The organism is Pseudomonas sp. CFBP 8758 (genome assembly GCF_014841725.1).
Classification (GTDB): Bacteria; Pseudomonadota; Gammaproteobacteria; order Pseudomonadales; family Pseudomonadaceae; genus Aquipseudomonas; species Aquipseudomonas baltica.
Genome location: NZ_JACYUK010000003.1, coordinates 260,581 through 281,203 on the forward strand (window position 1 = coordinate 260,581; position 20,623 = coordinate 281,203).

Sequence of the window (20,623 nt, forward strand, 5' to 3'; positions counted from 1 at the left end):
GGTTGCGGTCAGCCGGTCAGCAGGCGCACTGGCTGGCCCGAATGCCAGGCCAGTATGTCTTCGATCATCTGGCTGAAGAACAGCCGATAGTTGTTGCCGCTGACATAGCCGATGTGCGGCGTTGCCAGCACATTGGGCAGGGTCCGGAACGGGTGGTCCAGCGCCAGGGGCTCCTGATCGAACACGTCCAGTCCCGCGCCGCCCAGGTGGCCCTCACGCAGGGACTGAATCAACGCTGCTTCGTCGACGATCGGGCCGCGCGACGTGTTGACCAACCGCGCGCCCGGCTTCATCCACCCCAGCGCCTGGGCATCGACCACCCCCCGGCTGCGTTCGCTCAGCACCAGGTGCACGCTGAGCACATCGGCCTGCTCGAACAGTTGCTGCTTGCTCACGTATTCGACGCCCACCTGCGCGGCACGCTCGGGTGTCAGGTTCTGACTCCAGGCAATCACGCGCATGCCGAACGCCTGACCGAAGCGCGCCACCTTTTCACCGATACTGCCCAGGCCCAGCAGGCCCAGTGTGCTGCCGTGCAGATCGCCACCCAGGCCGATCTGCCAACCGCCAGCGCGCAGCGAGTTCGCTTCACCGAGCAGGTCACGGGTCAGCGCCATCAGCAGTGCCCAGGTGAGTTCCGGCGCGGCGTGCTTGTAGCTGTCCGTGCCGGCCACCTGGATGCCCAGCCGGGTCGCCGCCTGCAGGTCGATGGCTGCGTTGCGCATGCCGCCGGTCACCAGCAGCTTGAGCTGCGGCAGTCGTTCCAGCAGACCGGCGTCGAACAGCGTGCGTTCACGCATCACGCAGATGATGGCGTAGGGCGCCAGGCGCTCGGCCAGCGCCGCGCTCCCGCCGCTGTAGTCGTGAATGAAGTCGAGGTCGCCTACGGCCTGCAGCGGGGTCCAGTCGACCACGTTTTCAGCGACCGATTGCCAGTCGTCGATGACGGCTATTCGCATGGGGGATTGCCTCTTGTCAAAGCGGTTTCTGAGGAGTGTCCAGCCAGTCGAGCAGGGCCTTGTGGAAGCGCGCCGGCTCCTCCATTTGCGGGGCGTGACCAAGCCCGGCAAACTCCACCAGTGTGCTGTGAGGAATCAGCTGGCTGGCCTGCTTGCCCAGCACGGTGTATTTGCCCAGCGTGGCCTTGACCTGGGGTGGCGCGATGTCGCTGCCGATCGCGGTGGTGTCGGCGTCGCCGATCAGCAGCAGGGTCGGCACCTGCAGGTCCTTGAACTCGTTGACCACCGGCTGAGTGAAGATCATGTCGTAGATCAGCGCCGAATTCCATGCCACCAAGGTATGCCCCGGACCCTTGTTCAACCCCGCAAGCATGTCTACCCAGCGGTCGTACTCAGGCTTCCAGCGACCACCGTAATAGGTGCTGCGCTCGTAGTTGCGGATGCCTTCGGCGGTGACCTTGGTCTCGCGTTCGAACCATTGGTCGACGCTGCGATAGGGTACGCCCATGGCTTTCCAGTCTTCCAGGCCGATGGGGTTGACCATGGCCAGGCGCTCGGTGTCTTCGGGGAACATCAAGGCGTAGCGAGTGGCGAGCATGCCACCGGTGGAGTGGCCCATGATCACCGCTTCCTTGACCCCGATACGGGTCAGCAGGTCATGGGTATTGTTGGCCAACTGCTGGAAGCTGTATTGATAGTGCTCAGGCTTGCTGGAGGTGCAGAAGCCGATCTGGTCGGGCGCGACCACCCGGTAACCGGCATCGCTGAGGGCCTTGATCGAGCTTTCCCAGGTGGCGCCGCAGAAATTCTTGCCATGCATCAGTACCACCGTGCGGCCGTTGGCCTTGCCGTTGGCTGCAACGTCCATATAACCCATCTGCAGGCTTTTGCCCTGGGACTCGAAGGCGTAATGTTGCAGCGTGTACGGATAGTCGAAGCCTTGTAGTTCGGGACCATAGGTGGGCGATGAATCGGCGGCCAGCAGTGGCTGGGCAAAGATGCCGGCGAGCGCCAGCGTGGACAGGCGAAGCATGGGGGACCTCCTGGAGTGGACTGTGAAGTGACGTGGACACGCCGGCACAGGGTGTCGCAGGTCTGTACCGTAGCATCCATTGGAGGTTTGCACGCCCAGGTGGTGCCGAGCTGCAGCGAAAGAATGTCCGCTATCAGGTTTCAGAATGCTACAAACACGACGCGATCCTGGGCAGTTCGCGGCCCAGGGGTCGATACAACAATAATCAGCGAGGCAGACAATGCCTCTATCTGGAGACATGCCATGGCTTTTGAAACCATCCTCTTGGAAACACGCGGCCGCGTAGGCTTGATCACGCTCAATCGGCCGCAGGCGTTGAATGCCCTCAACGCCCAGCTGATCGACGAATTGAACCAGGCGCTCGATCGCCTGGAAAGCGATCGCGAGATCGGTTGCATCGTCCTTACCGGGTCTGCCAAGGCGTTTGCCGCCGGCGCCGATATCAAGGAAATGGCAGAGCTGCGCTACCCGCAGATCTACCTCGACGATCTGTTCCATGAGAGCGACCGGGTTGCCAATCGGCGCAAGCCGATGATCGCTGCCGTGGCCGGCTTTGCCTTGGGCGGGGGTTGCGAGCTGGCGTTGATGTGCGATTTCATCCTGGCCGCCGACAATGCCAAGTTCGGCCAGCCGGAGATCAAGCTGGGCGTGCTGCCAGGCATGGGTGGCACCCAGCGCCTGACCCATGCGGTGGGCAAGGCCAAGGCCATGGAGCTGTGCCTGACCGGTCGTTTGATGGGCGCCGAGGAAGCGGAGCGGGCAGGGCTGGTTGCCCGTATCGTGGCCGCCGACCGACTGCTCGACGAGGCGTTGGAAGTTGCGCAGCAGATCGCAGCCAAGTCGCTACCGATCGCCATGATGGTCAAGGAGAGCGTCAACCGCGCTTTCGAAGTGAGCCTGTCCGAAGGCGTGCGCTTCGAGCGGCGGGTGTTCCACGCGGCGTTTGCCAGTGAAGATCAGAAAGAAGGCATGGCGGCGTTCATCGCCAAGCGCGAGCCGCAGTTCAAGGGTCATTGAGCAAAAAGGGGGACTGGTCGTCGACCAGCCCCCCTCGATGGCACGTGTTGCATGCGGCACTACAACAGATAGTTGCGCAGCTCGCGGGCGATCAACATGCGCTGGATCTCGCTCGAGCCTTCGTAGATCTGGGTGATGCGTGCATCGCGGTAATACTTTTCCACGGGGTAATCTTCAAGGTAACCGTAGCCCCCGTGCACCTGTACGGCGCTGGAGCAGACCCGTTCGGCCATTTCCGAGGCGAACAGCTTTGCCTGCGAAGCTTCGGACAGGCAGGGCAGACCGGCACTGCGCAGGCGTGCGGCGTGCAGCACCAGCAGGCGTGCAGCGTTGACCTGCACCTGCATGTCGGCCAGCAGGTTGGCCACGCTCTGGTGTTCGATGATCGGCTTGCCGAACTGCACGCGTTCACGGGCGTAACCCAGCGCCGCTTCGAAGGCGGCCCGCGCGATCCCAAGCGCCTGGGCAGCGATGCCGATGCGGCCGCCTTCGAGGTTGGACAGGGCGATGTTCAAGCCCTTGCCGCGTTCGCCGAGCAGATTGGCGGCCGGCACGCGACACTGGCTCAAGGTGATTGCGCAGGTGTCGGAGGCACGGATGCCGAGCTTGTGCTCGCTGCGGTCGACGCTGAAACCTGGGGTGTCGGTGGGCACCAGGAAGGCCGACAGGCCTTTCTTGCCCAGCTCCGGGTCGGTGACCGCAAACACGATGGCCAGCTTGGCCCGTCGCCCATTGGTGACGAACTGCTTGGCGCCGTCGATCACCCAATGTTCGCCGTCGAGCACGGCGCGGGTGCGCAGGTTGTTGGCTTCGGAACCGGCCTGGGGCTCGGTGAGGCAGAAACAGCCAATGACCTCGCCGCTGGCCAGGGCGGCCAGCCAGGTGTCCTGCTGCGCCGGGCTGCCGTAGTTGAGCAGCGGGCCGCAGCCTACGGAATTGTGCACGCTCATCAATGCACCCAGCGCGCCGTCGGCAGCGGAGATCTCTTCGACGGCCAGGGCGTAGGCGACGTAATCGGTGTAGCTGCCACCCCATTGTTCGGGCACCACCATGCCCAGCAGGCCGAGGGCGCCCATCTGTGCCACCAAGGCATCGTCGATCCAGCCCGCCTGTTCCCAGGCACGGGCATGGGGCGCCACTTCGGCGCGGGCGAAGTCGCGCGCCATGTCGCGGATCATGATCTGTTCTTCGCTCAGTTCCAGGTCTTGCATGGCAGACTCCGGCCTCAGAGGCCTTGGAAGAATGGCTCGACGCGTGCGCGGGTAAGCCGGTCTAGCGTCGGTGGGTTCCAACGCGGGTTCTTGTCTTTGTCGATCAGTAAAGCACGCACGCCCTCGATCAGGTCACCCTGTTCGAACCACTGGCGGTTGAGATGCAGCTCCAGGGCAAAGCATTCTTCCAGGGAGCAGTGGCGACCGCGGCGCAGCAGCTCCAGGGTGACCGCCATGGCCAGCGGTGAGCGGGTGCGCATCAGCCGCGCGGTGTTCTGTGCCCACGCCTGGCTGTCGGCGACGTTCACGTGTTCCAGCTGTTCGACCAGGCTGGTCAGGTCGTCCTGGCCGAAAAAGTGGTCGATGGCCGGCCGCAAGCGGTGCAGCGGGGCATCCGCGAGCGTTTGCACACCAAGGCGGGCAAGCACACCCTGCAGGTCCTTGAGGGCGTTGTCGCTCCATTGCAGTCTGTCCAGGCGCTCGTCCAGCAGGGCCAGGCGGTCGCTTTCCAGGTACCAGTCGGCCAAGCCGCAGTAGAGTGCATCGGCCGCCTCGATCTGGATGCCGGTAACCCCCAGGTAAGTGCCGATTTCGCCGGGGATACGGCTCAGGAAGTAGCTGGCGCCGACATCGGGAAAATAGCCGATGGCCACTTCGGGCATGCCCAGTTTGCTGCGTTCGGTGACTACCCGCAGCTCGGCTGCCTGCGCCAGGCCCATGCCACCGCCCAGGGTATAGCCGTCCAGCAGCGCCATGACTGGCTTGCGGTACAGATGCAGGCATTGGTCCAGCGCATATTCTTCGTTGAAGAACACTTCGCGCAGGGCGTCCTGGTTGAGATGGCTGTGGTAGAGGCTGCGGATGTCGCCACCGGCGCAGAAGCCACGGTCGCCGGCGCCGCGCATTACAACGGCATGGATGTGCGGATCCAGCGCCCAGGCATCCAGGTAGCCGCGCAGGGTACGGATCATGTCGAGGGTGAGTGCATTCAGACCGGCTGGCCGGTTGAGGGTCAAGTGACCAATATGGTTGCGGACTTCGCCGAGTACTTGATCGTCGAGCCCCAGGGAAGAGCGCTGGGGCGGGGGAAAGACATGAGCTGTCATCGCTGAATCCCTGCTTGTTATTGATTTCCTGAGATAAATAAGCGGACCAGGCGATCGTGACAGGCAAGTTTGCAGCTTTCAATGCAGATTAATGCAGGCGTTGCCTGCAAATTTGCACGGGTTGCACGCGCTGGTCGGCATTCAGTAGACCGACCCCAACCAGCGTTCGTTCGCCCGCGCCCTGTGGCAAGTATCCCGTAGGAGCGGTCATCGGCCGCGAAAGGGGCACCGCGGATTGACAGATGCGCCGCGTCGTCCGTTTCGCGGCCACGGACCGCTGCTACAGGAGGGCGGTCAACGTAGGAGCGGTCATCGGCCGCTAAAGGGGCACCGCGGATTGACAGATGCGCCGCGTCGTCCGTTTCACGGCCACGGACCGCTCCTACAGGAGGGTTGCATTCCCCTGTAGCAGCGGCGCGAGCCGCGTCGGCAATCAATGCGGTGGATCAGGCCACCGCTTCGATGACTTTGCCTTGCTTCTCGTAGAGGAAGCTGAGCACCGCCAGGCGGTACTGGTTGTACTTCGGGTCGTCGGCCAGGGCCAGTCGGCTGCGCGGGCGCGGCAGGTCGATGGTGAGGATTTCGCCGATGGTCGCTGCCGGGCCGTTGGTCATCATCACGATGCGATCGGAGAGCAGCACTGCCTCGTCGACATCGTGGGTGATCATCATCACGGTATTGTGCAGCTCGCTCTGTATGCGCATCACCTCGTCCTGCAAATGGGCACGGGTCAACGCGTCCAGCGCGCCGAACGGCTCGTCGAGCAACAGCACCTTGGGCTGCATCGCCAGCGCGCGGGCAATGCCGACACGCTGCTTCATGCCGCCGGATATCTCGCTCGGACGCTTGTGCAGGGCGTGGATCATGTTGACCATTTCCAGGTTGTGCAAGGTCCAGGCGTGGCGTTCGCTTTTGCTCTTGCTGCGCTTGAAGACCTTGTCCACCCCCAGCGCGACGTTTTCATAGACGGTCAGCCAGGGCAGCAGCGAGTGGTTCTGGAACACCAGGCTGCGATCGGGCCCCGGCTGGCGCACCTCCTTGCCGTCGAGGATCACCGCGCCATTGCTCGACTCGATGAGCCCGGCGACGATGTTCAGCACCGTCGACTTGCCGCAGCCTGAATGGCCGATGATGGAGATGTACTCACCGCGCGCGACGTTGAGGTTGATGCCGCGCAGCACCTGGCTGGTAACGCCATCGCGCTCGAAGTGCTTGTCGACGTTTTCGATACTCAAGTAATGGCTCATGTTGCCTCCTCAGCTTTGCGAAGTGCCGCGGGTGACCAGGCGTCCGACCATCGCCACCAGGCGGTCGAGGCAGAAGCCGACCACCCCCACGTAGGCCAGGGCGAGGATGATGTCGCTGATGCGCGAAGCGTTCCAGGCGTCCCAGATGAAGAAGCCGATGCCGACGCCGCCGATCAGCATCTCGGCAGCGATGATCGCCAGCCACGACAGGCCGACGCCGATGCGCAGGCCGGAAAAGATGTAGGGCGCGGCAGCCGGCAGCATGATCTTGCTGAAGTATTCCGCGCCATTGAGGCGCAGCACCTTGGCCACGTTGCGGTAGTCCTCGGGAATGTTGCGCACGCCGACCGAGGTGTTGATGATGATCGGCCAGATGGCGGTGATGAAGATCACGAAGATCGCCGAAGGATAGCTGTCCTTGAAGCCGGCCAGCGACAGCGGCAGCCAGGCCAGGGGTGGCACGGTGCGCAGGATCTGGAACAGTGGATCGAGCCCGCGCATGGCCCAGGTCGATTGCCCCACCAGTACGCCCAGGCTGATCCCCACCACCACGGCCAGGGCGTAGCCATAGGCGACCCGCGACAGGCTCGCCAGCAACTGCCAGGCCATGCCCTTGTCATTGCCGCCGTTGTCGTAGAACGGATCGACGATCAGCTCCCAGGTGTCGGTGATGACCTGAGTGGGCGGCGGCAGCGCTGCGCCCTTGCCACTGCAGACCAATTGCCAGACCAGCAACAGCAGGGCACCGATCACCACCGGCGGCAGACACTGCTGAAGCACGAAGCGCCGGGTGTTCTTCAGCAGGCCCGCCAGTACCGGCGGCTTGACCTGAGCCTTGGCGACCGCTTGCGCGGCGCTGTGCAGCTTCTTCACTTCAGCATTCATGATAACCTCCGGTGCGTGCGGGAAACATCAGGCCAGGGCCTTGATGGACAGGCTGTCGAGATAGGCCTGGGGGTTCTGGGGATCGAAGGTCTTGCCGTCGAAAAAGGTTTCGATGCCGCGCGAGTCGGAATCGGGAATCTGCGCCGCTGGCACGTTCAGTTCCGCAGCGGCCAGGCGCCACAAGTCGGAGCGATTGACCTTGGCGACCAAGGCCTGGCTGTCGAAGTCCTTGGGCAGGTAGCCCCAGCGCTTGTTCTCGGTGAGGAACCACAGGTCGTGGCTCTTGAATGGGTAGGAGGCGAAGTCATCCCAGTAGCGCATGATGTGTGGACTGTTGTTGACCACCTTGCCGTTGCCGTAATCGAAGTTGCCTTTCATGCGCTCGGTGATGTCGGCGACAGGCGCGTTGATCCAGCGCCGCTTGGCGCAGATCTGCGCGACTTCTTCCTTGTTCTGTGGCTGCTCGCAGAACATCTGCGCCTCCATAACCGCCTTGAGCAGTGCTTTGGTCGCGTTGGGGTTCTTGTCGACGTAGTCGGCGCGCAGGGCCAGGGCTTTCTCCGGATGCTTGTTCCAGATCTCGCCGGTGGTGTTGGCGGTGTAGCCGATCTTCTGGTTGATGAGCTGGGCGTTCCACGGCTCGCACACGCAGAAGCTGTCCATGCTGCCGACCTTCATGTTGGCAACCATCTGCGGCGGCGGCACGACGATGGTCGACAGGTCTTTGTTCGGGTCGATCCCGCCTGCCGCCAGCCAGTAGCGCAACCACAGGTCATGGGTGCCGCCGGGGAAGGTCATCGCCGCGTTGACGGCCTTGCCACTGGCCCGCTTGCTGGCCAGCGCGGCCTTGAACGGCGCGGAATCCAGGCCCAGCGCCAGGTCCGCGTGTTCGTTGCCTACCGAGATGCACTGGCCGGCCAGGTTCAGCCGCGCGACGATGTACATCGGCACCGGCTGGTTGTTGGGGGTGACCTTGCCGGCCGCGATCAGGTAGGGCATGGGGGTGAGAATGTGCGCACCGTCGATGCCATTGGCGGCCGAGCCCAGCACCAGGTTGTCCCGCGTGGTACCCCAGGAGGACTGCTTGAGCACTTCCACTCCGGTCATGCCATGCTTGGCGAAAAAGCCTTTCTCGTCGGCGACGAACAGCGGCGCGGCGTCGGTCAGGGCGATGAAGCCCAGCTTGGCCGTGGTGGTTTCCAGGCCGTCGCTGCCCGCCGCCCACACCGCCGAAGACAGTCCCGGTGGCAGCAGGCCGAGGGCTGCGCCGGCACCGGCGACGGTCAACGACTGCTTGAGAAAGTGCCGACGCCTGGCGTCGTGTGCGCTTTCCGGGTGTCCTTTGAAAGGCTTGTCATCCATCGCTGATTCCCCTGCTGGTGGCGGCCAAAAAAAAATGCAAAAAAAACGGCGTTCACCCGTTCCCGGCAATGCTGTCGGGAGCGCGTGGACACCGTTGTCCAGGATTCGAAATGTCGACCACAGGTGGCTGCGGTCCTGTTGGTCTCAAAGCAGGTTGCGTGCCAAGGCGGCCTGCGCCAGGCGCTGCGGCCGTTTGCCAGCTTCAGGCCGCGTCACCGTGCACGGATGCGGAGCATGCCGCCCGTGGGATGTGCAAATAGGGCGCAATGTCGGCATCAACCCTTGCCGGCCACGGCCAGTACGTTCTGCGCCATGTCGACCATGCGCAGCCCGCGCGACATCGCCGATTGCCGCAGTCGGGTGTAGGCCTCGCTCTCGCTCAACGCGTATTCGTTCATCAGCAACTGCTTGGCGCGTTCCACCAACTTGCGTTCGTTGAGCGCCTGGCGTGCTTCGTCCAGCTGCAGGTTGGCGTCCTGCAGGCGGTGGGTCTGGGCCTGCAGCAGGTCCAGCAACGAGCGGCCCATCTGCGGGCCGTGGCCGTCGGGCGCCGGGCTGTCGAGATCGCTGGCCTGCACGCTGAACAGGCGGGCATCGCCACAGCCCATGGTTTCCAGGCTGGCCAGGCGTTGCAGCAGCACGCGGTGGTTGTCCAGGTCGGCATTGGCCAGCTTGATGCTGCTCTGGCAGCTGGCGAGCAGTTGTTCGGCCAGGTGTGTCTCTACCTCGTGCATCTGGTCGATGCGCTGGCTGTGCAGCTCGAACCACAGCTGCGACAGGCCGGGGTCCACGGGGTGTTGCGCCGAGGTGCGCATACCCACTTCGCGCAGGCGTAGCAACTGTGCGGTGATCTCGCTGTGCTGCAGGTCGGCCCAGCGCTGCCCGGCCACTGGGTCGGCGAACTCGCCGAAGGTCTGGAAGCAGCGCTGCTGGCTTTGCGTCAGGTGCAGGATGCGCTCCTGCACACCGGCATCGAAGAAGCCTGCCGAGAAGCCCGCCACGCCGGTGGCGCGTTCCTGGCCGGCCAGCTCCTTGCCCTGCATGAAATTGAACAGCGCCACCAGCACTCGGGTGATACTCGGATCAATGGCGGTGTCGGCCGCTTCGAACACCACGGCCATGAGCCCACCCACCAGGCGGGTCAGGGCCGCCGTGGCGACGCTGGGGCTCAGCAGACGTTCGCGGATGCGACGGCGCAGGCCGGGCAGTTCGTCGAAGCCGTGCAGCACGTAGGCCACACGATTGAACAGGCGGGCACGGTCGGCAGCGCTGGCCGCGTTCAGGTCCATGGCCTGCAACCGCTGCAGCACGTCCTGTTCAAGTGCCCGCGCCTGTTCCGTATGCAGGTCGAGTTGGCTGCGGTAGGTTTCGACCTGGCTGCCCAGGTAGACATTGGTGTAGCCCCGCTCGCGCTGCAGCGCGTGGACCAGGCGGCTGATCAAGGTCACCAGTTCGCAGGTGTCGGCAAGTCCGCGCAGACCTTCCAGCTCGCTGCGGCGGGCGGCCAGCATGAAGCGCAGGGCAGGGGGCATGGGGCGGTCTGGCAGGGCGCGGTCGGGCATGGCGGGCTCGCAACTTCGATGATGGACAGCCCGACTGCATGCAAGTCCCGGTCCGATCCCCGTTGGCCGCTTGTACGCCGCTGCGTATGCCGGCAGCCGCGTAACTGCTATAACGCCCCAGCCAAACAATAAAAAAGGAGTTCACGATGTCCCCCATTTGTCTCGGCGTGGTCGGCTACGGCAAGATCGCCCAGGATCAGCATGTGCCCGCCCTGCGCGACAACCCGGCCTTCGAGCTGGCCGCAGTGGCCACGCTGGGGGCACCTTGCCCCGGTGTCGCGCACTTCGGCAGCCTGCGCGAGCTACTCGATAACGGCCCGGACATCCAGGCGCTGGCCTTCTGCACGCCGCCCCAGGGCCGTTATGCACAAGTGCGTGAAGCCCTGGAGGCCGGCAAGCATGTGCTGGTGGAAAAACCACCCTGCGCCAGCCTCGGTGAGGCCATGGCATTGGTCGAACTGGCCGCCGAGAAGGGCGTGACGTGCCTGTTCGCCTGGCACTCGCGCTTCGCCGCAGGCGTCGAGGCCGCGCGGGCCTGGCTGGTGGGCAAGCAGCTGCAGGCGGTCACGGTCCAGTGGAAGGAGGACGTGCGCAAGTGGCACCCGGGCCAGCAGTGGATCTGGCAGGCCGGGGGGCTGGGTGTGTTCGATCCGGGTATCAACGCCCTGTCGATCATCAGCCACGTGTTGCCCGAACCGCTGTTCGTCACCCACGCCAGCCTGCGCTTTCCCGGCAACCGGCAGGCGCCGATTGCGGCCGACCTGACCATGAGTGACGCCACCGGCCTGACGGTCAGCGCCGCGTTCGACTGGGACCACGGCCACGACGAACTCTGGCAGATCGAGGTGCGCTGCGCCGAAGGCTGCCTGCGCCTGACCCATGGCGGTGCACACCTGCTGATCGACGACGTGCCACAGACGCTCGCCACGACAGGCGAATACCCATTGCTCTACCACTATTTCGCGCAGTTGATCGAGGCCGGTCGAAGCGATACCGACTTGCAGCCTCTGCGCCTGGTGGCCGATGGGTTCCTGCTGGGGCAGCGCGAAACGGTCGCCGATTTCCTCGACTGAACCTGCGTTCAGCGGCGCTGGGAGGGAGGGCTGGGCAGCGGTGCGAGCAGGGCGTCGATATCGTCGCCCTGCAGGCGCCAGTCGCTGCCTTCGCGGGCATCGAGAACGCCCGCCGCCAGGGCCGACTTTTCCTGCTGCAGGCGCTGGATCTTTTCCTCTACCGTGCCACGGGTGATCAGCTTGTAGACGAACACCGGTTTCTCCTGGCCGATTCGGTAGGCGCGGTCGGTGGCCTGGTGCTCGGCTGCGGGGTTCCACCACGGGTCATAGTGAATGACCGTGTCCGCCGCCGTCAGATTCAGGCCCACCCCGCCGGCCTTGAGGCTGATCAGGAAGATCTGCAGCTTGCCGTCCTGGAAGTCCTTGACCGGTGCCCGACGGTCGCGGGTGGTACCGGTGAGCAGCGCATAGGGCACGCCGCGCTTGTGCAGCTCCTGTTCGATCAATCCCAGCATCGAGGTGAACTGGGAAAACAGCAGAATGCGTCGACCGTTGCCCAGCAGTTCGTCGAGCAATTGCAGCAGACTGGTCAGCTTGCCCGAGCTGTGCCCTGGTGCAGGCGGCGCAACGCTGTTGACCAGACGCAGGTCGCAGCAGACCTGGCGCAGCTTGAGCAACGCTTCGAGAATGATGATCTGGCTGCGCGCCAGGCCCTTGCGGTCGATCTCGGCCCGGACCTTCTTGTCCATGGCCAGGCGTACCGTCTCGTACACGTCGCGCTGTGCGTCATTGAGTTCGACCCAGTGGACGATCTCGCTCTTGGCCGGCAGCTCGGTGGCCACCTGCTCCTTGGTCCGACGCAACAGAAACGGCTTGATGCGCGCGTTCAGATGCTGCAAGCGTGCCTCGTCGCCCCGCCTTTCGATCGGCACGCGGTAGTTGCGGCTGAACTGTTTGCTGTCGCCGAGCCAGCCGGGCATGAGGAAATGAAACAGCGACCACAGTTCGCCCAGGTGGTTTTCCAGGGGCGTGCCGCTCAGGCACAGGCGTTGCCGCGCGTTGAGCTGGCGCGCCGTCTGCGCGGCCTTGCTGCCAGGGGTCTTGATGTACTGGGCTTCGTCGAGCACCAATACGTGCAGCGGCACCCGCTCGAGCACCTCGATGTCCTTGGGCAGCAGGGCATAGGTGGTCAGCAATACGTCGTAGTCGGCCAGATGGGCGAAGTGTTTCTTGCGCGCGGCACCGTGCAGCGCGAGGACCTTGAGGGTCGGCGCGAAGCGGGCAGCCTCGTCCTGCCAGTTGGGCACCAGGCTGGTGGGCATCACCACCATGGCCGGGCGATCCAGGCGCCCCGCCTGTTTCTCGATCAGCAGGTGGGCGAGGGTCTGCAGGGTCTTGCCCAGGCCCATGTCGTCGGCCAGGATGCCGCCCACTTCCAGCTGCCGCAAGGCCTGCATCCAACTCACGCCCTCCAGCTGGTAGGGGCGCAAGGTTGCATTCAGGCCCTCGGGCGCTGCCACCGGGCAATGGCGAATGTCACGCAGCCGTTCGGCGAAATGGCGTACCTGCTCGCCGCCTTGCCAGTCCAGGGACAATGCCTGCAGCCCTTCCAGGCGCGTGGCATCGGCTGTAGCCAGGCGGATCGAGGTTTCCCCAGGCTCGCGCAGGTAGAAGTCGCCCAGGGTCGCCAGCACCGGCTTCAGCCGCCCATAGGGCAGGGCGACCTGCAGGGTTCGCTGGAAGCCGAGGTGGGAGGTGTGGATGGGCACCAGAATCTGCTCGTCGTCGCGCCGTCGCGCCAGGTGCGCCGGGTTGAGCAACTCGGGGTGGCTGCGCAGCAGGTTGAGCAGGATCGGCAGCAGGCTCAACGGCTCGCCGTCGACCACGATGCCCAGCTCCAGATCGAACCAGTCGCGTTCCGGCCCTTCTTCGATTGCGGCGTACCAGCGCTCTACCGGCGTCAGGTCGAACGCGAAATCCTCGGCGTATTCGATTTCCCAGCCTTGCTCGCGCAACCCCGGCAGTTCGTTGAGGATGAAACGCAGCCAGGCGGCATCGCTGGGCAGCTCGAAGATTTCGCCGGCGCTTTCGGGCAGAGCCTTGCTCTGACGGGTGGCGAGTTTGAAACCGATGCCCTGCAGCTGCTCGCGCAAGGCCCGCTCGGCGGCCGGCTGGCGCTGGATCCGAGCGCTCTGGTTGTTCCACTGGCGTGCCACGGCAGTAGGCCGCGGGCCGCTGACATACTCGCCCGCATAGCCGTAGGCCAGCGCTGCGCGGTGCTGCACGTAGCGCTGCATCTTGCCGTTGCGCGGTTCGAAAGCGCTGAACTCGACACTGCCCAGCCACAACCGAGGGCGCGGTTGCAGGGTATCGATCAAGCGCTCATCGGGCATATCAACCGGCTTTCGGCGTGAGGCGTTCGAACAGCGCCTCGATGACGTTGAAACGCTCCTCGGCGCGCTCCATCGGCACCATGAACTTGAACAGCGTGGCGCCTTCGAACTTGTAGCGCTTGGGCTGGCTCTGGATCAGCTTGATCAGGGTCAGCGGATCGACCGGCGTGCTCGGGCCGAATTCGATGCGTCCACCCTGCGGGCCGCCATCGACCTTGGTAATGCCCAGTTGCTCGGCCTGAAGCTTGAGCAGGGTCAGGCGCACCAGGTTCTTGGTCGGCTCGGGCAGCAGGCCGAAGCGGTCGATCATCTCCACCTGCAGGTCCTTGAGACCGTCCTCGTCCACCGCCGAGGCGATGCGCTTGTAGAGGATCAGGCGTGCGTGCACGTCGGGCAGGTAGTCCTCGGGAATCAGGGCCGGCAGACGCAGGTTGATTTCCGGGCCGCCACCCAGCGGCTGGTCGAGGTTGGGCTGCTCGCCCTTGCGGATCGACTTCACCGCGCGTTCGAGCATTTCCATGTACAGGGTAAAGCCGACTGCCTGGATCTGCCCGCTCTGGCCTTCGCCGAGGAGCTCGCCCGCACCGCGGATCTCCAGGTCGTTGGTAGCCAGAACGAAACCCGCCCCCAGGTCCTGGGTGTTGGCGATGGCTTCCAGGCGCTTTTCCGCGTCCGGGGTGATCTGCTGGCGCGGCGGGGTCAGCAGGTAGGCGTAAGCCTGGTGGTGACTGCGCCCCACGCGGCCGCGCAGCTGGTGCAGCTGGGCCAGGCCGAACTTGTCGGCACGCTCGATGATGATGGTGTTGGCGCTGGGCACGTCGATGCCGGTCTCGATGATGGTCGAGGCAATCAGCACGTTGAAGCGCTTGTGGTAGAAGTCGCTCATCACCTGTTCGAGCTCGCGCTCGCGCATCTGCCCGTGGCCGATGCCGATGCGTGCCTCGGGCACCAGTTCGGCGAGGTCGGCGGCGCATTTCTCGATGGTCTTCACATCGTTGTGCAGGTAGTACACCTGGCCACCGCGCAACAGCTCGCGCAGCAGTGCTTCCTTCACGGTGCTCTTGTTCTGCTCCATGACGAACGTGCGCACCGACAGCCGCCGTGCCGGCGGCGTGGCGATGATCGACAGGTCTCGCATGCCGGCCACGGCCATGTTCAGGGTGCGCGGAATCGGCGTGGCGGTCAGGGTCAGGATGTCGACCTCGCTGCGCAGGGCCTTGAGCGCTTCTTTCTGGCGGACCCCGAAGCGGTGCTCCTCGTCGATGATCACCAGGCCCAGGTTCTTGATCTTGACGTCGTCCTGCAGCAGCTTGTGGGTACCGATGACGATGTCGATCTTGCCTTCGGCCAGCTGCTCGACGGCTGCGCCGACTTCTTTGGCCGACTTGAAGCGACTCATCACCTCGACACTGACCGGCCAATCGGCGAAGCGGTCACGAAAGCTGTTGTAGTGCTGCTGGGCGAGCAGGGTGGTCGGCACCAGAATGGCCACCTGGCGACCACCGTGCACGGCGATGAACGCGGCGCGCATGGCCACTTCGGTCTTGCCGAAGCCGACATCGCCGCACACCAGGCGGTCCATTGGCTTGGGCGCCAGCATGTCGTGGCGCACCGCGTCGATGGCCGACTGCTGGTCCGGGGTTTCCTCGAAGGCGAAGCCGGCACTGAACGTGGCGTAGTCCAGCGCCGGATCGGCGAAGGCATAGCCTTTGCGGGCAGCACGGCGGGCATAGATGTCGAGCAGCTCGGCGGCCACGTCGCGGACCTGCTCGGCCGCCTTGCGCTTGGCCTTCTGCCAGGTTTCCGAGCCGAGCCGGTGCAGCGGCGCCAGCGCGTCGTCGCTGCCGGTGTAGCGGGCGATCAGGTGCAGGTTGGCCACCGGCACGTACAGCTTGGCGTTCTCGGCGTAGGCCAGGGTCAGGAACTCGGCCACCTGGTTGTCGATCTCCAGCGTCGCCAGACCCAGGTAGCGGCCCACGCCGTGGTCGATGTGCACCACCGGCGCGCCCTCACGCAATTCGGTGAGGTTCTTGATGACGTTGTCGTTGGCGGCGTCGGCACGCTTGTCGCGACGTCGCCGCTGCATGACGCGCTGGCCGAACAGCGGGCTTTCGGCGATCAGGGCCAAGGCCGGGTCGAGAATCTGCAGGCCCTCGTCCAGTGGCGCGATGGTGATCGCCAGGCGCTCCTTGCCCTGGGCAAACTCTTCCCAACCGTCTACGGTTCTCGGGCGGACCTTGAGCCGCTCCAGCAACTCCAGCAGCACTTCGCGGCGGCCAGCCGATTCGGCGGTGAACAACACCCGTCCGGGGAACTGGTCGAGGAATCCGGCCAGCGCGGCGAGGGGCTGGCTGGCCTTGGCCTCGATGGCCAGGTCCGGCAGTTTGGCTGCGGCAAAGCGCTCGCGGCCCGGCCCCGGTTCCAGATCGTCCTGGCTAACGATGACGCGCGGCCAGGTCTTGAGTTGGGCGAAGCAGTCTTCCACCGGCATGAACAGCTCTGCGGGCGGCAGCAGGGGCCGCGCGGGATCGACCCGGCGCTCTTCATAGCGGTTGCGCACATCGCTCCAGAAATGCTCGGCGGCCTGTTCGATGCCGGGCAGCGAAAACACCTGGGTGTCCTGGGGCAGGTAGTCGAACAGGGTCGAGGTTTCTTCGAAGAACAGCGGCAGGTAGTACTCGATGCCAGCAGGCGTGATGCCGCTGCTCAGGTCCTGGAAGATCGGGCAGCGCCGGAAGTCGACGTCGAAGCGTTCGCGAAAGCGCGCCTTGAAGCGGGTTACCGCCTCCTTCTGCAAGGGGAACTCACGTGCCGGCAGCAGGCGGATCGATTCGACCTTGTCGATGGAACGCTGGGTCTCCGGATCGAAGGTGCGCAGGGTCTCGATCTCGTCGTCGAACAGGTCGATCCGGTAGGGCAGTTTGCTGCCCATGGGGAACAGGTCGATCAGGGCGCCGCGCACGGCGAACTCGCCGTGTTCATAGACGGTGTCGACATAGCGGTAGCCGCTGGCTTCCAGGCGCGTGCGCATCTGCTCCACGTCCAGGCGCTGACCAACATCCAGCACCAGGCTGCTGCCGAGCAGAAACTGGGTCGGTGCCAGCCTGTGTAGGGCAGTGGTGATGGGCACTACCAAAACCCCGTGTGCCAGCTCGGGCAGGCGGTAGAGGGCGGCGATGCGCTGCGAGATGATGTCCTGGTGCGGCGAGAACAGGTCGTAGGGCAGGGTTTCCCAGTCGGGGAAATGCAGCACCGGCAACTGCGGGGCGAAAAAGCGCAGTTCCTGTTCCAGCCGATCGGCGCTCTGGCTGTCGGCGGTCAGCAGCAGGGTGAAGCGCTTGGCGGCATTGGCCGCTTCGGCGATCGCCAGGCTCAGGGCGGCCCCGGGCAGGTTGCCCCAGGCATGTTTGCCTGCCGAGGCAGGGAGTTGCGGAAGGCGCAGAACAGGCACGGGAGGTTGAGCTCCAAGCGTTGCGGCGGAAAACCGGGATTGTACCGGGGCGGCGGGGGGCTGTCAGGTGCTGTGATGGGGTTGTGCCATTGTGCGGCTTCTACAAGCAGACCCTGAAGGATCCGGGCATTGATTTTCTTGTTCGATCGCGGAGGAATCGGCCCGCAGAGGGCGCGCCATGGTCCCTCGCCATAAAACCGCCGGGTGTCGCCTACCTCATTGGTACACCTCGGTTTTTTTGACGGCCCGATTCGCCAAACTTCACGACGCCGATAAGCGCGGATTGCTCCCGCCGCGCGGCGAAGTCATAATGTAGCCCGTTTTCTCAGCCCCTACATGTGGAAGGTTACCGTGACTCAGAAGCCCGACCAGTGTCTTGGTGAATGGATCGATCGTGAAGCACTCGCCGAAGCGATGATTCCGTTGATCGGCCAGCTCTACCGCAATAACAACGTAGTCACCTCCATCTACGGCCGCAGCCTGATCAACCGTTCGGTGATCGAACTGCTCAAGGCGCACCGCTTCGCTCGCCACCGCCAGTCCGATTCCTCGGAGCTGTCGGTGCACGAGACGTTCCCGCTGATCAAGGCGATGAGCGAACTCAAGCTGGGCGCCGCCTCCGTCGATCTGGGCAAACTCGCGGTCAAGTTCAAGGAAAGCGGCAACGGGCGCACTGCCGAACAGTTCGTGCGTGAAGAACTGGCAGACGTGGTCGGCAAGCAGAACGAAGGCGAGCGTACCGGTACCGACGTGGTGCTGTACGGTTTTGGCCGCATCGGTCGCCTCCTGGCGCGCATCCTGGTGGAGAAGGCAGGTGCCGGCGATGGCCTGCGTCTGCGGGCGATCGTCGTGCGCAAGGGCGCCGACAACGATCTGGTCAAGCGCGCCAGCCTGCTGCGTCGCGACTCGGTGCACGGTTCGTTCGACGGCATCATCCATGTCGACGAAGCCAACAGCACCCTGACGGTCAACGGCAACCTGATCCAGGTCATCTACGCCAAGAACCCCAGCGAAGTCGACTACACCCAGTACGGCATCAAGAATGCCCTGCTGGTCGACAACACCGGCGTGTGGCGCGATGCCGACGGCCTCGGCCAGCACCTGGCCTGCCCCGGCATCGACCGCGTGGTGCTGACCGCACCGGGCAAGGGCAAGCTGAAGAACATCGTGCACGGCATCAACCACGGCCAGATCACCGCAGACGACAAGATCGTTTCGGCGGCGTCCTGCACCACCAATGCCATCGTGCCGGTGCTCAAGGCGGTCAACGACAAGTTCGGCATCATCAACGGCCACGTCGAAACCGTTCACTCGTACACCAACGACCAGAACCTCATCGACAACTTCCACAAGGGCGACCGTCGCGGCCGTTCCGCGGCGTTGAACATGGTCATCACCGAGACCGGCGCCGCCACCGCTGCCGCCAAGGCTCTGCCTGAACTGGCTGGCAAGCTGACCGGCAACGCGATCCGCGTGCCGACGCCGAACGTCTCCATGGCCATCCTCAACCTGAATCTGGAAAAGGCCAGTACTCGCGAAGAAATGAACGAGTACCTGCGCTACATGGCGCTGCATTCGGACCTGTCCCGGCAGATCGACTTCGTCAACTCGCAGGAAGTGGTATCGACCGACTTCGTCGGCTCGCGCTACGCCGGTGTGGTCGATGCCGAAGCCACCATCTGCAACGACAACCGCGTCGTGTTGTACGTCTGGTACGACAACGAGTTCGGCTACAGCTGCCAGGTCGTGCGCGTGATGGAAGACATGGCGGGCGTCAACCCTCCAGCTTTCCCTCACTGAGCCTGACCGCTGAATGAAAACGCCCCGACTGGTTCGGGGCGTTTTTGTGTGTGGGTGTCAGTCAGGACCCCGTCACGGGCAGAGCCCGCGTGCTTTTGTGGGAGCGGGTCTCTGCCCGCGAAGGCCGCGCCACCGTTTCACGCCTGCGCCGCCAACGCAGTCCGCTGCGCATGGCGGTCGCCACGAAACAGCACCAAAGTCGCCACCAACCCCAACACCGCCGCGCCACTGAGCCAGATGCCCGGTGCCGCCTTGTTGTCCAGGGCATGAATCAGGTAGGTGCAGGCGACCGGGGTAAACCCGCCAAACGTCGCCGTGGCCAGGCTGTAGGCCAGGGAAAACCCGGTGGTGCGCACGTCCAGCGGCATGATCTCGGTCAGCGCCACAACCATGGCACCGTTGTACGAGCCATACAGGAACGACAGCCACAACTCGACCGTCAGCAAACGCGCGAAGCTGGGGTCAGCCACCAGCCATGACAAGGTCGGATAGGCCGTCAGAATCGCCAGCACCGTGGCCGCGAGCAGCAACGGTTTGCGCCCGATGCGGTCCGACAGCGCGCCCATGATGGGCAACCAGATGAAGTTGGAAATGCCCACCGCCATGGTCACCAGCAACGCATCCATGTCCGACAGGTGCAGCTCGTTCTTGCCGAACGTCGGCGTGTAGGCAGTAATCAGGTAGAACGACACGGTGGTCATCACGACCAGCGCCATGCCCGCCAGCACCAGACGGAAATTCTGCGCGACCGAGTGCACGACCTGCTTGAGGGTTGGGCGGTGGGTACGAGCCTCGAACTCCGGCGTCTCCTCCAGCGAACGGCGGATGAAAAAGATCACGGGTACGATCATGCAACCCACCAGGAACGGCACCCGCCAGCCCCATTCGCCCATCTGTCGTGCATCCAGGAAGTGGTTGAGCAATACCCCCAGCAGGCCGGCGAAGACCACGGCGACCTGCTGACTGGCAGACTGCCAACTGACGAAAAAGCCCTTGCGCCCTGGTGTGGCGATTTCCGCCAGATACACCGACACCCCGCCCAGTTCGACGCCTGCGGAAAAGCCCTGCAGCAGCCGGCCGAGCAACACCAGTAAAGGCGCTGCAACGCCCAGGGTCGCATAGCCCGGTACGCAGGCAATCAACACCGTGCCCATGGCCATCAACGCCAGGGTCACGATCAGCCCTTTGCGGCGCCCGTGCCGGTCGATGTAGGCACCCAGAAAGATTGCCCCGAGCGGGCGCATGAGAAAACCGGCACCGAAGGTGGCCAGCGATAGCATCAATGAAGCGAAGGCGCTGTCGGTCGGAAAGAAAGTCTTGGCGATTGCCGTGGCATAGAAGCCATAGACCATGAAATCGAACATTTCGAGAAAATTGCCGCTGACAACGCGAAAGATCGCCTTGCCTTTACCCACCTCAGACGTCATGGCCGTGCTCACTCTACTTGATCTTGTTGATGACCCATGGATTCGAACACCTGGCCAATCGGGCACAGCTGTCCGACTCCGGGAACATATCTTGTAACAATATGTTCCAGATCAACCTCAGGTAAAGTGAATTCGTTCGCTAGCTAAGTTTTTCCAG

Annotated in this window: 14 protein-coding genes; 3 read left to right on the forward strand and 11 right to left on the reverse strand. The window is 64.2% G+C overall.

What is annotated here, in order from left to right:
- Positions 1 to 8: 8 nt before the first annotated feature.
- On the reverse strand, positions 9 to 959 hold the full coding sequence (locus IFT75_RS08055) for a D-2-hydroxyacid dehydrogenase family protein (protein WP_192054169.1): 951 nt from the start codon (positions 957 to 959) through the stop codon (positions 9 to 11).
- A 16-nt stretch (positions 960 to 975) separates the two neighbouring features.
- Positions 976 to 1,992, reverse strand: a complete 1,017-nt coding sequence (locus IFT75_RS08060) for an alpha/beta fold hydrolase (RefSeq protein WP_192054171.1) — start codon at positions 1,990 to 1,992, stop codon at positions 976 to 978.
- Between the two features lie 243 nt (positions 1,993 to 2,235).
- On the opposite strand from IFT75_RS08060, the gene IFT75_RS08065 reads away from it, so the two are divergent.
- Positions 2,236 to 3,009, forward strand: coding sequence for an enoyl-CoA hydratase (locus tag IFT75_RS08065; protein WP_122712961.1), 774 nt, complete (start codon positions 2,236 to 2,238; stop codon positions 3,007 to 3,009).
- 59 nt (positions 3,010 to 3,068) lie between these two features.
- On the opposite strand, the gene IFT75_RS08070 is transcribed toward IFT75_RS08065, so the two are convergent.
- From IFT75_RS08070 to IFT75_RS08095, 6 genes are all read right to left on the reverse strand, one after another.
- Positions 3,069 to 4,220, reverse strand: coding sequence for an acyl-CoA dehydrogenase family protein (locus IFT75_RS08070; RefSeq protein WP_192054173.1), 1,152 nt, complete (start codon positions 4,218 to 4,220; stop codon positions 3,069 to 3,071).
- Positions 4,221 to 4,234: 14 nt separating this feature from the next.
- Positions 4,235 to 5,326, reverse strand: coding sequence for an enoyl-CoA hydratase/isomerase family protein (locus tag IFT75_RS08075; RefSeq protein ID WP_192054175.1), 1,092 nt, complete (start codon positions 5,324 to 5,326; stop codon positions 4,235 to 4,237).
- Between the two features lie 446 nt (positions 5,327 to 5,772).
- Positions 5,773 to 6,573, reverse strand: a complete 801-nt coding sequence (locus tag IFT75_RS08080) for an ABC transporter ATP-binding protein (RefSeq protein WP_192054177.1) — start codon at positions 6,571 to 6,573, stop codon at positions 5,773 to 5,775.
- A gap of 9 nt (positions 6,574 to 6,582) precedes the next feature.
- A complete protein-coding gene (ntrB, locus tag IFT75_RS08085) occupies positions 6,583 to 7,458 on the reverse strand; it encodes a nitrate ABC transporter permease (protein WP_122478773.1) in 876 nt (291 codons plus the stop codon).
- A gap of 27 nt (positions 7,459 to 7,485) precedes the next feature.
- Entirely contained in the window at positions 7,486 to 8,820 is a 1,335-nt protein-coding gene (locus IFT75_RS08090; protein ID WP_185793702.1) for a CmpA/NrtA family ABC transporter substrate-binding protein, read from the reverse strand.
- Between the two features lie 275 nt (positions 8,821 to 9,095).
- On the reverse strand, positions 9,096 to 10,352 hold the full coding sequence (locus tag IFT75_RS08095) for a nitrate regulatory protein (RefSeq protein WP_185793701.1): 1,257 nt from the start codon (positions 10,350 to 10,352) through the stop codon (positions 9,096 to 9,098).
- Between the two features lie 176 nt (positions 10,353 to 10,528).
- Between IFT75_RS08095 and IFT75_RS08100 the strand changes: the two genes are divergently transcribed.
- Positions 10,529 to 11,455: a Gfo/Idh/MocA family protein gene (locus tag IFT75_RS08100; RefSeq protein WP_192054179.1), complete on the forward strand. Its 927-nt coding sequence runs from the start codon at positions 10,529 to 10,531 to the stop codon at positions 11,453 to 11,455.
- Between the two features lie 8 nt (positions 11,456 to 11,463).
- Here the strand turns inward: IFT75_RS08100 and IFT75_RS08105 are convergent, their stop codons facing one another.
- Both IFT75_RS08105 and mfd read right to left on the reverse strand, forming a co-directional pair.
- Positions 11,464 to 13,788, reverse strand: a complete 2,325-nt coding sequence (locus IFT75_RS08105; RefSeq protein WP_185793699.1) for a DEAD/DEAH box helicase — start codon at positions 13,786 to 13,788, stop codon at positions 11,464 to 11,466.
- Between the two features lies 1 nt (position 13,789).
- Entirely contained in the window at positions 13,790 to 17,239 is a 3,450-nt protein-coding gene (gene mfd, locus IFT75_RS08110) for a transcription-repair coupling factor (protein WP_192054181.1), read from the reverse strand.
- A 336-nt stretch (positions 17,240 to 17,575) separates the two neighbouring features.
- Between mfd and IFT75_RS08115 the strand changes: the two genes are divergently transcribed.
- Positions 17,576 to 19,039 (forward strand): glyceraldehyde-3-phosphate dehydrogenase, encoded by a 1,464-nt coding sequence (locus IFT75_RS08115; RefSeq protein ID WP_192054183.1) that lies wholly within the window; start codon positions 17,576 to 17,578, stop codon positions 19,037 to 19,039.
- A 137-nt stretch (positions 19,040 to 19,176) separates the two neighbouring features.
- On the opposite strand, the gene tcuC is transcribed toward IFT75_RS08115, so the two are convergent.
- On the reverse strand, positions 19,177 to 20,466 hold the full coding sequence (tcuC, locus tag IFT75_RS08120) for an MFS transporter (protein WP_185793698.1): 1,290 nt from the start codon (positions 20,464 to 20,466) through the stop codon (positions 19,177 to 19,179).
- Between the last annotated feature and the right edge of the window lie 157 nt (positions 20,467 to 20,623).

Excerpts from the sequence above, each read along its gene's own strand:
- IFT75_RS08055 (WP_192054169.1), bottom strand. The coding sequence starts at position 959 with ATGCGAATAGCCGTCATCGACGACTGGCAATCGGTCGCTGAAAACGTG.
- IFT75_RS08060 (WP_192054171.1), bottom strand. The coding sequence starts at position 1,992 with ATGCTTCGCCTGTCCACGCTGGCGCTCGCCGGCATCTTTGCCCAGCCA.
- IFT75_RS08065 (WP_122712961.1), top strand. The coding sequence starts at position 2,236 with ATGGCTTTTGAAACCATCCTCTTGGAAACACGCGGCCGCGTAGGCTTG.
- IFT75_RS08070 (WP_192054173.1), bottom strand. The coding sequence starts at position 4,220 with ATGCAAGACCTGGAACTGAGCGAAGAACAGATCATGATCCGCGACATG.
- IFT75_RS08075 (WP_192054175.1), bottom strand. The coding sequence starts at position 5,326 with ATGACAGCTCATGTCTTTCCCCCGCCCCAGCGCTCTTCCCTGGGGCTC.
- IFT75_RS08080 (WP_192054177.1), bottom strand. The coding sequence starts at position 6,573 with ATGAGCCATTACTTGAGTATCGAAAACGTCGACAAGCACTTCGAGCGC.
- ntrB (WP_122478773.1), bottom strand. The coding sequence starts at position 7,458 with ATGAATGCTGAAGTGAAGAAGCTGCACAGCGCCGCGCAAGCGGTCGCC.
- IFT75_RS08090 (WP_185793702.1), bottom strand. The coding sequence starts at position 8,820 with ATGGATGACAAGCCTTTCAAAGGACACCCGGAAAGCGCACACGACGCC.
- IFT75_RS08095 (WP_185793701.1), bottom strand. The coding sequence starts at position 10,352 with ATGCCCCCTGCCCTGCGCTTCATGCTGGCCGCCCGCCGCAGCGAGCTG.
- IFT75_RS08100 (WP_192054179.1), top strand. The coding sequence starts at position 10,529 with ATGTCCCCCATTTGTCTCGGCGTGGTCGGCTACGGCAAGATCGCCCAG.
- IFT75_RS08105 (WP_185793699.1), bottom strand. The coding sequence starts at position 13,788 with ATGCCCGATGAGCGCTTGATCGATACCCTGCAACCGCGCCCTCGGTTG.
- IFT75_RS08115 (WP_192054183.1), top strand. The coding sequence starts at position 17,576 with ATGTGGAAGGTTACCGTGACTCAGAAGCCCGACCAGTGTCTTGGTGAA.
- tcuC (WP_185793698.1), bottom strand. The coding sequence starts at position 20,466 with ATGACGTCTGAGGTGGGTAAAGGCAAGGCGATCTTTCGCGTTGTCAGC.